Annotated in this window: 11 protein-coding genes and 2 tRNA genes; 2 read left to right on the forward strand and 11 right to left on the reverse strand. The window is 67.3% G+C overall.

Annotated features, from left to right (window positions below; translation table 11 throughout):
* Positions 1–59 precede the first annotated feature (59 nt).
* The 6 genes from QZ853_RS14600 to QZ853_RS14625 all read right to left on the reverse strand — a co-directional run bounded on the left by QZ853_RS14600 (position 60) and on the right by QZ853_RS14625 (position 4,762).
* Positions 60–1,265: an MFS transporter gene (locus tag QZ853_RS14600; RefSeq protein WP_295574589.1), complete on the reverse strand. Its 1,206-nt coding sequence runs from the start codon at positions 1,263–1,265 to the stop codon at positions 60–62.
* Positions 1,266–1,485: 220 nt separating this feature from the next.
* Positions 1,486–1,562 (reverse strand) — tRNA-Pro (locus tag QZ853_RS14605).
* A 140-nt stretch (positions 1,563–1,702) separates the two neighbouring features.
* Positions 1,703–1,779: transfer RNA gene (locus QZ853_RS14610), tRNA-Pro, on the reverse strand.
* Between the two features lie 55 nt (positions 1,780–1,834).
* Positions 1,835–1,951 (reverse strand): cytochrome bd-I oxidase subunit CydX, encoded by a 117-nt coding sequence (gene cydX, locus QZ853_RS14615; protein WP_171957269.1) that lies wholly within the window; start codon positions 1,949–1,951, stop codon positions 1,835–1,837.
* A gap of 54 nt (positions 1,952–2,005) precedes the next feature.
* Entirely contained in the window at positions 2,006–3,157 is a 1,152-nt protein-coding gene (gene cydB, locus QZ853_RS14620) for a cytochrome d ubiquinol oxidase subunit II (RefSeq protein WP_295574591.1), read from the reverse strand.
* Between the two features lie 15 nt (positions 3,158–3,172).
* Positions 3,173–4,762: a cytochrome ubiquinol oxidase subunit I gene (locus QZ853_RS14625; protein ID WP_295574593.1), complete on the reverse strand. Its 1,590-nt coding sequence runs from the start codon at positions 4,760–4,762 to the stop codon at positions 3,173–3,175.
* Positions 4,763–4,989: 227 nt separating this feature from the next.
* On the opposite strand from QZ853_RS14625, the gene cydD reads away from it, so the two are divergent.
* Both cydD and cydC read left to right on the forward strand, forming a co-directional pair.
* On the forward strand, positions 4,990–6,735 hold the full coding sequence (cydD, locus tag QZ853_RS14630; RefSeq protein WP_295574595.1) for a thiol reductant ABC exporter subunit CydD: 1,746 nt from the start codon (positions 4,990–4,992) through the stop codon (positions 6,733–6,735).
* Complete coding sequence (gene cydC, locus QZ853_RS14635; RefSeq protein ID WP_295574596.1) at positions 6,732–8,405, forward strand: thiol reductant ABC exporter subunit CydC; 1,674 nt, start codon at positions 6,732–6,734, stop codon at positions 8,403–8,405. Before cydD ends, cydC begins: the two co-directional genes overlap by 4 nt.
* A 26-nt stretch (positions 8,406–8,431) precedes the next feature.
* Here cydC and QZ853_RS14640 read toward each other — a convergent pair whose 3' ends face one another.
* From QZ853_RS14640 to QZ853_RS14660, 5 genes are all read right to left on the reverse strand, one after another.
* The gene (locus tag QZ853_RS14640) at positions 8,432–8,776 is read right to left on the reverse strand and encodes a DUF1294 domain-containing protein (protein ID WP_295574597.1); all 345 of its coding nucleotides are present in this window, start codon (positions 8,774–8,776) and stop codon (positions 8,432–8,434) included.
* Entirely contained in the window at positions 8,777–9,889 is a 1,113-nt protein-coding gene (locus QZ853_RS14645) for a homoserine O-acetyltransferase (RefSeq protein WP_295574598.1), read from the reverse strand. It abuts the gene before it with no gap.
* Between the two features lie 72 nt (positions 9,890–9,961).
* Positions 9,962–10,951, reverse strand: coding sequence for a cytochrome C biogenesis protein (locus tag QZ853_RS14650; protein ID WP_345777907.1), 990 nt, complete (start codon positions 10,949–10,951; stop codon positions 9,962–9,964).
* Positions 10,945–11,394, reverse strand: coding sequence for a cytochrome c-type biogenesis protein (locus tag QZ853_RS14655; RefSeq protein WP_295574603.1), 450 nt, complete (start codon positions 11,392–11,394; stop codon positions 10,945–10,947). Before QZ853_RS14655 ends, QZ853_RS14650 begins: the two co-directional genes overlap by 7 nt.
* A gap of 4 nt (positions 11,395–11,398) precedes the next feature.
* A complete protein-coding gene (locus QZ853_RS14660; protein ID WP_295574606.1) occupies positions 11,399–12,016 on the reverse strand; it encodes a DsbE family thiol:disulfide interchange protein in 618 nt (205 codons plus the stop codon).
* Positions 12,017–12,020 lie beyond the last annotated feature (4 nt).

Genomic DNA, 12,020 nt, shown 5'->3' on the forward strand with positions numbered 1-12,020 from the left:
TCAAAATCCGCAAACGGGCTGACGAGCGGTAGGCGGAGCCGTCTGGCGGCCCAGGGAAGCTACCAGAGATCTTCCAGCTTGCGCGGCTTGCAGGCCACCCACGAGGCGCACAGCATCAGAGTGGCGCAGCCGAACAGGAAGCTGAATGGGATCTCCCAGCCGTCGCTGACGGTATGCAGCCAGCCAACCAGGAATGGTCCCAGGCAGCTGAAGCTATAGCCCACGCCCTGCATGAAGCCGGACAGTGCCGCCGAGCCGGTGGGGGTGCGGGTACGCAGGTTGATCAGGGTCAGCGCCAGCGGGAAGGTGGACGGACCGACGCCGAGCAGGCAGGCCCACAGCAGCGGAGCCTTCATCGGCGCCAGCAGCAGGCCGGTGAAGGCGATCACGAACGAGAAGAAGCCGATCAGCACCAGCGGGAACGGGTTCTGCATGCGAACCGCCATCGATGGGATGACCAGTGAAGGCAGCAGGCCCAGCGCCGAGAACACCGCGACCATCACGCCACCGAAGGCGGGCGTGCCACCGGCCTCGACCACGATGCGCGGCAGCCAGGTGAACATTGAATACGTCATCAGCGAGGTCATGCCGAACATCAGCGTCATGCTCCAGCCCAGCGACGTGCGCCAGACCTTGCCATGCGGCTGCGCGGTGGGGTCGCTGGCGTCGGCCTGCGGCTTCGGCGCGCGCTTGGCCAGCACCAGCCAGGGCAGTGCGGCGGCCAATGCCAGCAGCGCCCACATGCCCAGCGACACCCGCCAGCCGGCAGCGTTGGCCATCGGCACCGCGAGCAGCGCCGGCAGCATCGTGCCCAGCTGCAGCACGCTGATGTAGAGCGTACTCATGGTGCCGACCTTGTTGGCGAAGTAACGCTTCACCAGCGGCGGCACCACCACGTTGCCGATGCCCATGCCGGCCAGCGCCAGCACCGAACCCAGCAGCAGCGTACCGACGTTGCCGGCGCTGGAGCGCAGCAGCAGGCCGGCCATCGCCATCACCATCGCCAGCAGTGTGGTGCGTTCCAGGCCAAGGCGCCGCGCCAGTGCCGGCGTGGCCACGCCGAACAGGGCGAACGACGCGGTCGGCAGCATGCCCAGCACGCCGGTCATGGTGGTACCGAAACCGAATTGCTGGCCCAGTACGTCGAGCAGCGGGGTGATCGAGGTGACTGCGGTACGCAGGTTGATCGCCGCCAGCAGGATGGCGGCGAACGCCAGCACGCGTCCGTGCAGCAGCGACGGCGAATCGGAAGAGGAGGAACTCATCGGTGGTCCTTGCAGGTGTCGCACGCCGGAGTGCTGGCATGCAGCGCCGGCATCGGTCTACGCCGAAGCGGCAGGTGGGGGAGTGGCTGCGGGCAGGCCGGCAGCGCGGCCATTGTACGTGTGCGTTCCGGTAAGGTCCCGTCATGCGGGCGCGCCGGGCGCTGGACACAAAAAAACCCGGAGGACTGTCGTCTTCCAGGCTTCTTGGTGACCACCGAAGTGGTCGGGGAGACAGGATTCGAACCTGCGACCTCTACGTCCCGAACGTAGCGCTCTACCAGACTGAGCTACACCCCGAAGGGAGCCGCCTATTCTAGCGATTCACCCCGATGGCGGCAAGGGGTGAATGCTGTTTTCTTCACACTGCCGAAGCAATGCCACTTCAGGGAACAAAAAAGCCTGGACGACTTCACCAGGCTTCAATGCGACCACGTGAGTGGTCGGGGAGACAGGATTCGAACCTGCGACCTCTACGTCCCGAACGTAGCGCTCTACCAGACTGAGCTACACCCCGAAGGAGCCGCCTAAGATACCGTGTGAAGGCCAAGGCGGCAAGGTTTTTTTACGGCTCAGTGACGATTTTCCTTCTCGACGCGGTTCTGCTCGCGGGCTTCAAACCACATGCCGTTGAGGATGGCCACCGTCGAAGCAAGTCCGGCACCGAGAATCCAGGCGAAGTACCACATGGTCGATCTCCTTTGTTCAAGGGGTGTGCCGGCAGTGCGCCGGCACCCCGTCAATCAGTAAGCGTTCGGGTTGTTGCCCATCTCTTCGGTGGTGGTCTTGCCCTTCAGCACGCGGTACACCCAAGTGGTGTAGGCGAGGATGATCGGCAGGAACACCGCCGTGGCCAGCAGCATGATCCACAGGGTCAGGTGGCTGGACGAGGCATCCCACACGGTCAGGCTGGAGGTGGGCTGGCTGGAGGACGGCAGCAGGAACGGGAAGATGGCAAAGCCGACCGTCAGGATGATGCCGGCGATGGCCGCGCCAGAGGCGATGAACGCCAGGCCGCCGCGACGGGCTCGCAGCAGCACCGCGCTGGCCAGCAGGCCGGCCAGGCCCAGCAGCGGCGCCAGGATCGTGGCCGGCATCGTGCTGTAGTTGCGCATCCAGCCACCGGCGGCACCGAGCTCGGCGGTCTTCAGCAGCGGGTTGGTGGCGCCATCGGTAACCACCTGCGAGGTGATCTGGTAGCCGGGCAGGCCGAAGGCCACCCAGGCACCGCCCACCGCGAACAGCACGAAGGCGATGATCGCGGCGATGCTGCCGAAGCGGGCCGCACGCTCGGCCACCGGGCCGTCGGTCTTGATCACCAGCATGGCGGCACCGTGGGCGACCAGCATCGACACGCTGAGCAGGCCGGCCAGCAGGGCGAAGGGCATCAACAGGCCGAAGAACGAGCCGGTGTAGAAGATGCGCATGCTGTCATCGAAGTGGAACGGCACGCCCAGCAGCACATTGCCCACCGCCACGCCCATGATCAGGGCCGGGATGAAGCCACCGATGAACAGCGCCCAGTCCCAGGTGTTGCGCCAGCGTTCGCTGGGCATCTTGCTGCGGAACTTGAAGCCGACCGGACGCAGGATCAGCGCGAACAGGATCACGAACATCGCCAAGTAGAACCCGGAGAAGCTGACCGCGTACAGCGGCGGCCAAGCGGCGAAGATCGCACCGCCGCCCAGGATCAGCCACACCTGGTTGCCTTCCCAGACCGGGCCGATGGTATTGATCACCCGGCGGCGTTCGGCATCGTTGCGGGCGACGAAGGGCAGCAGGGTGCCCACGCCCAGGTCAAAACCATCCATCACAGCAAAGCCGATCAGCAGGATGCCGAGCAGCAGCCACCAGATCACGCGCAGCGTGGTGTAGTCCAGAAGAATGAAATCCATCGTGGTTCTCCTGCCTCAGGCCTGGCCGGCGGCGGGCGCCGAGGCATTGTGGAAAGCATGTGGCTGGGGCGACTGCAGCGACGGCAGCAGTTCGTCCGGGCCCTTGCGGATCGCCTTGAGCATCAGCTTGATCTCGACCACGATCAGTGCGGTGTAGATCGCGGTGAAGCCGGCCAGGGTCAGCACGATTTCATGCAGGGCCAGGCCCGATGCCGCATAGAAGGTCGGCAGCACACCATCGACCGCCCACGGCTGGCGGCCGTATTCGGCGACGAACCAGCCGCACTCGATCGCGATCCATGGTGCCGGCAGCGTCCACAGGGCCAGCGTGAGGAACCAGCGCTTGTCCTGGAAGTTGTTGCGGCAGGAGTAGTAGAAGGCCAGTGCGAAGAAGGCGATCAGGTAGAAGCCGAGGCCGGCCATCACGCGGAAGGTCCAGAACAGCGGCATCACGCGCGGCACGGTGTCCATCGCCGCCTGCGAGATCTCCTGCGGGGTGGCGTTGAGGATGTCATCGCGGTAGCGCTTGAGCAGCAGGCCGTGGCCCAGGTCCTGCCAGTGGCGGTCGAACATCTCGCGTGCTTCAACGTCGTTCTTGTTGGCGCGCAGGCGTTCCAATGCACCGTAGGCCAGCTGGCCGCCACGCACGCGGTGTTCGGCGCGCTCGACCAGTTCCAGGATGCCCGGAATCGGCTGGTTCAACGAGCGGGTGGCGATCAGGCCCATCAGGTAGGGGATCTTCACCGCGTAGTCGTTCTGGTGGGTTTCCTGGTTCGGGATGCCGAAAGCGGTGAAGTCCGCCGGCGCACGCTCGGTCTCCCACATCGCTTCGATCGCGGCCAGCTTCATCTTCTGGTGTTCGCTGGCGGCGTAGCCGCTCTCGTCACCCAGCACGACCACCGACAGCGATGACAGCAGGCCGAACGCCGCGGCCACCGCGAACGAACGACGGGCCAGGTCCTTGTGCTTGTTGCGCAGCAGGAACAGGGCGCTGATCGCCATCACGAACACCGCACCGGTCACGTAGCCGGCGCTGACGGTGTGCACGAACTTGGCCTGCGCCACCGGGTTGAACACCACCGCCATGAAGTCGACCACTTCCATGCGCATGGTTTCCGGGTTGAACACCGCACCGGTCGGGTTCTGCATCCAGCCATTGGCCACCAGGATCCAGATCGCCGACAGGTTGGTACCCAGCGCCATCAGCCAGGTCACCATCAGGTGCTTGACCTTGGTCAGGCGGTTCCAGCCGAAGAAGAACAGGCCGACGAAGGTGGCTTCCAGGAAGAAGGCCATCAGGCCTTCGATGGCCAGCGGTGCACCGAAGATGTCACCCACGTAGTGGCTGTAGTAAGACCAGTTCATGCCGAACTGGAATTCCATGACGATGCCGGTGGCGACGCCCATGGCGAAGTTGATGCCGAACAGGACGCCCCAGAACAGGGTCATCCTGCGCCAGATCTCCTTGCCGGTCATCACGTACACGCTCTCCATGATGGCCACCATGAAGGACAGGCCGAGGGTGAGCGGTACGAATAGGAAGTGGTACATCGCGGTCAGCGCGAATTGCAGCCGCGACAGTTCTACGACTGTCTGATCAATCATGGCCTGGCTACCTCGTTGGATAGTGCCGTTGCAGGTGGCGGGAAGGGTGGTCTACGACGTGAATGATGTGACCGACTACTTCAAACAGCCTTGATCCAGATCAATGTATGAACAGTTGCCCGGGTTGATCGTATGCCAACCTGATGAAGACTGCGACCGCTGACCGCAGGGGCGGGCTATTGCCTGCGCCTACAATGCCGTGTGTTCCCCGCTGCCCGTGAAGACCCTTGAGCGCTGCCGAAACGACCCCTGACGGCCTTTCCCAGGAAGCCGAGACGACCCGCCAACGCCGCGTACGCACGGCCTGGCTGGCTGATCTGGCGCGCGCCGCTCGAGGCCGCCAGCGCCTGGCGGCGTTGTGCATCAGCCTGTCCGGCGCGCTGCTGATCGGCCAGGCCGCCGCCATCGCCTGGCTGGTGCAGCAGGTGCTGGTGCAGCGTGCGCCGCTGGCGTCGGGCCTTCCGGTGCTGGGGGCGCTGGCGCTGGTCCTGGTACTGCGCACGCTGCTGGGCAGCGCCACCCAGGCTGCTGCAGGCGATGTGGCCGATGCCGCGCGGCTGGCCCTGCGCGAGCGCGTGTTCGCCCGCCTGCTGGGCCACGGTCCGCTGTGGCTGCGGCAGCGCCGCACCGGTGAACTGGGCGAGCTGATGTTGCATCACGGGGATGCGATCGAGAGCTATTACAGCGGCTTCCTGCCTGTGCGTACCGAAGTGGTGGTGGTGCCGCTGCTGATCCTGGCCGCGGTGGCCTGGGTCGACTGGGTGGTGGCACTGATCCTGCTGTTCACCGCGCCGCTGGTGCCGTTCTTCATGATGCTGGTGGGCTGGGGTGCCGAAGCCGCCGGTCGCGCCCAGTTGGGTGAACTGGCGCGGATGAGCGGCCACTTCGCCGATCGCATCAAGGGCCTGGGCCTGCTGCGCCTGTATGGCCGCGGCGAGGCCGAGCTGGAAGGAATCGAGGCCGCCGCCGAAGGCGTGCGCGTGCGGACGCTGAAGGTGCTGCGGATCGCCTTTCTGTCGTCCACGGTGCTGGAATTCTTCGCGTCGGTCAGCGTGGCGATGGTCGCCCTGTACCTGGGCCTGAGCTACCTGGGCATGATGTCGCTGCACTCGACGGTGCCGACGTTGGGCGCGGGCCTGTTCTGCCTGCTGCTGGCGCCGGAGTTCTATGCCCCGCTGCGGCGCCTGGCGGCGCACTACCACGACCGTGCCAACGCACTGGCCGCTGCGGCCGAGGTGGAACGCCTGCTGCAGTCACTGCCCGATGAGCAGGGCCTGATCGAGAACGAGACCGCACCGTTGGCGGCGGAACCGGCCGAGGCCGCCTTGCCGCCGCTGCAGGCGCACGGACTGGTATTGCGTCCGCTGGGGGCGCCGCACGATGTGCTGCAGGAACTGGATGTGGTGCTGGAACCGGGCCAGCGGCTGGCCTTGGTCGGCCCAAGCGGGTCCGGCAAGAGCACGCTGCTGGAAGCGCTGGCCGGCTGGTTGCCGCCGCGCGCCGGCAAGCTGCAGTTGCGTCCCGGCGTGCAGGTGGCCTATGCCAGCCAGCGCCCGTACCTGTTCCACGGCAGCATCGCGGACAACCTGCGCCTGGCAGATCCCGGCGCCAGCGACGCGCGCCTGCGTGCGGTAGCCGAGGCTGCGCAGGTGCTGCAGTTCGCACAGCGTTTGCCGCAGGGTCTGGATACGCTGATCGGCGAACGCGGTTTCGGCCTGTCCGGTGGCGAGGCGCGTCGTATCGGCCTGGCCCGGTTGCTGCTGCGCGACCCGCAGGTGCTGCTGCTGGATGAGCCGACCGCGTTTCTCGATGCCGATACCGAGGCGGCACTGCTGCGCAGTCTGGCCGCCTACGCGCGTGGTCGCAGCGTAGTGGTTGCCACTCACAGCCCGGCGGTGATCGCCTGGGCCGACCGCTGCCTGCTGCTGCCGGAAGGACGCCTGGTCGAACCGGCACAGGCGGTGCGCGCATGAGCCGTTCGCCGGATTCGCTGCGCGCGGTGTTCCTGCGTCATCGGCCGCGCCTGCTGCTGACGATCCTGCTGTTGTGGACCACCATGCTGGCCGGCACTGCATTGCTGGGCCTGTCCGGTGGATTCCTCACCGCGGCCGCGTTGGCCGGTGCGGCCGGCCTCGGTCAGGGCTTCAACTTCTTCTCGCCCTCTGCGGGTATCCGCGGGTTGACCATGGCGCGCATCGTGTCGCGCTACTTCGAAAAGCTGGTGGGCCACGATGCGACCCTGCGCATCGCGCGCGACCTGCGCGTGTGGTTCTTCCGCCGCGCGCTGCCATTGGCACCGGCACGGCTGGGAGCCACGCGCACCGGCGATCTGCTGGCGCGCCTGCTCGGTGACATCGGTGAAGTGGACGGCCTGCTGGTGCGTGCGATCGGGCCGCTGGTGGCATTGGGTGCGCTGTCACTGGTGGCGGTGGCCTCGGCGGCGCTGATCCTGCCGGCGGCCGCGCTGCTGCTGGCAATGCTGGCGCTGTTGATCGCGTTCGGTGTGCCGTGGCTGGGCGTGCGCGGCCACGATGATGAAGAGGCCGATCGTGCCGCGCATCGCGCCGCACTGCGCACGGCCGCATTCGAGGGCCTGGAAGGCGCGGGGGATCTGGCGGCGCTGCATGCCGATGCGGCCTGGCAGTTGAAGGTGCGGGTGGCGGCCAAGCAGCTGGCCGCGCGCGACCGGCGTCGTCGCTGGCGCTTGATCGCGGCCTCGACCCTGCATGGGCTGGTCGCCGGGCTGGGCCTGGTGGCGATGCTGGCGCTGGCCCTGCACGCCACCGAGCAACAGCGCATTGCGCCGGAAATGGCCGCAGGCCTGGTATTCCTCACCGTCGCGCTGATCGAACTGTGGGCCGGCATAGGGCTGGCGTGGCAATCGCTGCAGGCCGGTCGGATCGCCGCTGACCGCCTGCAGGCCATTGTCGAGCAGCCGCTGACGGTGCAGGACCCCGCAGTGCCGCAGCCAGTACCGCAAGCCGCGCGCGTGCAATGGGACGATGTGCATTTCCAGTGGCCAAGTGCGGCGCGACCGGTGCTGAACGGCCTGCAGCTGACCCTGGCGCCCGGCGAACGCATCGCGATCCGTGGCGACAGCGGCAGTGGCAAGACCACGCTGTCCAGCCTGTTGCTGCGTTTGTGGGACCCGCAGCAGGGGCGGCTGACCTACGGCGGCAGGGACCTGCGTGATTTCGCCCAGGCCGACTGGCACCGGCAGCTGGCGTGGTTGCCGCAGAATGCACCGGTGTTTGCCGGAACCGTGGCCGAGAATCTGCGCCTCGGTGATCCGCAGGCCAGCGATGCTGCGTTGTGGGCGGTGTTGCGCCGCGTGCGCCTGGGCGAGTGGGCCGAGCGCAACGGTGGCCTGCAGGCGTGGGTCGGTGAGAACGGTGCGACCCTGTCGGCGGGTCAGGCGCGGCGCCTGGCACTGGCCCGCGCGCTGCTGCGCAATGCGCCGATCCTGCTGCTGGACGAACCCACCGAAGGCCTGGACGTGGATACTGCGCACGCGCTGCTGCAGGATCTTGTTGGGCTGCTGGACGGCCGCAGCCTGTTGATGATCACCCACGATGATCTGCCCGAAGGCGTGGTTGATGCGCAGTACCGGATGCGTGATGGCGTGCTGGTCCGCGAGCCGTGAATGGCCGGAACTACCGATTGCGAGGGTTACCGCGAAAACTCGCGCAGCATCACCGCGATCGAGGCCACGTTGGCCAGCACGCACAGCCAGAACACCCACTGGAATGCGGCCTTGCGATGCTTGTGGCGGAACACGGCCTGGCCGAGCAGCGCGCCGGGCCAGCCGCCGGCGAACGCCAGCAGCTGCAGCGTGCGTTCCGGAATCCGCCATTGCTTTCGCTGGGCCGCGCGCTTGTCATGGCCGTACAGCCCGAACGACACCGCGCTGGCCAGCAGGCACCAGCCGGCCAGCCACAATGGCAGCACGCCGCTGATCATCAACGCGATCAAGGCGCCGAAGGCGGCCAGCGCCAGGTTGCGCCGCCAGCCCACTTACAGCGCGTCGAGGAAGCCGCGCACGGCCGGGCCGAATCGATCGAAATCGACCAGGAAGGCATCGTGGCCCTGTGGTGATTCCAGGCCGATGAATTTCGCATCGGCACCGCCGGCGCGCAGGCCATCGGCGACCTGTTGCTGCTGCTGCACCGGGAACAGGATGTCGGTGTTGGCGCCGATGGCCAGCGCCTTCTCCACCCGGATCTTCGCCAGCCCGGCCAACACGTCACCGTCGGCATACTCGGCCAGATCGAACCAGTCCATGGAACGGCTCAGGTACAGGTAGCAGTTCGGATCGAAGAAGCGCACGAAACGCCGCGCGTGGCCTTCCAGATAGCTCTCCACCTGAAACTCCAGGCCGAACGGATCGTCGTCGGTCTGGTCTGAATCGAGCCGCACGCGGCCGAAACGGCCATCCCATTCAAGCGCCGAACGGTAGGTGATCACGCCCAGTTTGCGCGCCATGCGCATGCCGGACTCCGGGTACTCGGCGTCATCGTAATGGCCGCCGTTCCAGCGCGGATCGAGACGGATTGCCTCGCGCTGCAGCGAACGGATCGCGATCGAGAACGGCAGCGCTTGCGCACTGCCGGAAATGTTGACGTGGCTGCGCGCGATGCCTGGATGCAGCATCAGCACTGCCAGGGCAGTCATGCCGCCCATCGAATTGCCGATCACGCAGGCCAGCTGTTCGATGCCCAGGGCGCGCACGACTTCGATGGCGGCGCGTGCGCCGTCTTCCACCGACAGTTCCGGAAAGTCGAGGCGATAGGGCTCGCCGGTCGCCGGGTTCAGCGAAGCCGGGCCGGTCGAGCCCTTGCAGCTGCCCAGCGAATTGATGCACACCACGAACCAGCGGTCGGTATCGATTGGCTTGCCGGAGCCGACCATCGCTTCCCACCAGCCTGGTGCCGGGTTGGCGTCGTTGGCGGCAGCATGCGCGTCCGGCGACAGGCCGGTGACGATCAGGATCGCGTTGCTGGCATCGGCGGCCAGCGTTCCCCAGGTTTCGTAGGCCACGCGCGCACCATGCAGGGCGCCACCGCGCTTGAATGGGAACGGCGAGGGCAGGGCATGGAAACGGGTGCCGGGCGGGATGAATTCGGTCATGCGCACATTCTAACGGCGCCGGATGTGCAGCTGGCGACACGCTGGTTTCCGGCGGCACTACCGGGTGGCGCGTTACGGAAACCGCAGCTCCACGACACCCTCATGCGGCAGGCTAACCTTCACCGGCACGCTCTGCAGGTCGTCGTTGCTGCGGTTGGCGCTGCCGCTGCGCGAGATGCGCGCCAGCACTTCCACTTCGCGATGCGCCGACAGCGGTGCGGTGGGCATCGGGCTGTCACCGTCGCCGAGTGCGACCGTGGCGGGGAAGCTGGCCAGTGGCAGCTTGCGCGCGGCGACCGGCATTGGCGGCCCTCCCACGGCGCGTGCGAGCACGAAGACCTGGGTGCTGGCTGGCCACTCGGCGTTATGCAAGGCAGGCAGCTGCACGCGCACCTGCAGCAACGCCGGTGGCACTGCCGCCGTTGCATCGGGCGCCTGGCCGGCGGCGTCGCGGGCGATCGCGATCTGCGCCTGCAGTGCCTGCGCGGCGCCCGGCTCCAGTCGCGACAGCAGGCTGCTCCAGACATCGGCGGCGTCGGCATTCCTGCCGCGTTGGCGCAGGGCGATGCCCAGCAGCCAGCTGGCGCGCTCGGCATCCGGGGCCAGCGTGCGTGCTTGCTGCAACCATGCGACCGCAGCGTCATCGAACTGCTTTTCGGGGTCGGCCTGCGCACGCGCCTGCGCCGCCTCCACCAGCACGCCCGGGTCGTCCGGCGCCAGTGCCGCTGCGCGCGCGAATGCCTCGGCCGCGGCGTTCGCATTGCCCAGCTCCGCCTGCGAACGGCCCAGCAGCGCCCAACCATCGGCACGCTGCGGATCACGCTTCAGCGCGGCCTGCAGGGCCTGCACTCCATCACGCAGCGTCGCCACCGACGGCGCCGGCTCCACGCGTGCGGCGCGCGGATCGCCCACCAGCAGATACAGGCAGGCACCGGCCACGCCGAGCGCAATCACGCCCACTGCGAAGCCGCGACGACCGTGGTGGCGCAGCGGCCACAGCACCAGCGCGGCCGTCATCGCCGCCACTACGCCAGCGAGCAGGGTCAGCCAGTGGCTCACCAGCCGTCTCCTTCATCGGGCTTCCCAGCCGATGGAGCCGCAACCCTGCGGCCACGGCGGCGGACGATGCCCAGCACCACCAGCGCGCCCGCACCCAGCAACAGCAATGGGCCGCCCCACAACAACCAGGTGCCCGGCTGCAACGGTGGCTGGTAGAGCACGAACTGGCCGTAGCGGGCGACCAGGAACTGCTTGATCTGCGCGTCGTTGTGGCCCTGCTGCATCAGCTGAAGGACCTCGCGGCGCAGGTCCTGGGCGATCTGTGCGTTGGAATCGGCCAGCGACTGGTTCTGGCACTGCACGCAGCGCAGCTGCGCGGCCAGGTCATGGAAGCGACGCTCTTCGGCGCCATCACGGAACTGCAGCGGCTGCGGATCGTGCACCGGCTGCTGGGCCAGTGTGGCCAGCGGCATCAGCAGGAGCAGCAACACCCGCAGCCAGCGCATCGACTTACGGCGCCGTGCGCACAGAGGTGCCGGCATTGCCCTGGGCCTTCTCGATCTTTTCCAGCGCCGGGATCAGCTTGGTGTCCACTACCTGCTGGGTCATTGCGCCGCTGTACTTCCAGCGCACGATGCCACTGCCATCGACCAGGAAGGTCTCCGGCGCAGCGGTCACGCCCCAGTCGATCGCGGTACGGCCTTCAACATCGCTGAGCACCACCATGAACGGATTGCCCAGCTGTTCCAGCCAGTGCAGCGCGTCGGTCGGGTCGTCCTTCCAGTTGTAGCCGATCACGCGCACGCGCTTGCTTTCGGCGAAGCGGGTCAGCACCGGGTGTTCCTCGCGGCAGGCCGCACACCAGCTGCCCCATACGTTCAGCAGGTAGGGCGCGCCGCGCAGGTCGTCGCTGTGCACGATCATTTCCGGGTCGTGCAGCACCGGCAGCGCGAAGGCCGGCGCCGGCTTGTCGATCAGTGCCGAGGGCAGCACGTCGCGCTGCGGGTCTCCCGATTTCATCACCCCGTAGATCATCAGCCCGAGCAGGCCGAAGAAGAACAGCACGCCGATCACGATGGCTACCGGCGGCAGCGGGCGGGAGGGGCGCGGGGCGGGGGACTCGGACATGTAA

This window comes from uncultured Stenotrophomonas sp. (assembly GCF_913778665.1).
GTDB lineage: Bacteria > Pseudomonadota > Gammaproteobacteria > Xanthomonadales > Xanthomonadaceae > Stenotrophomonas.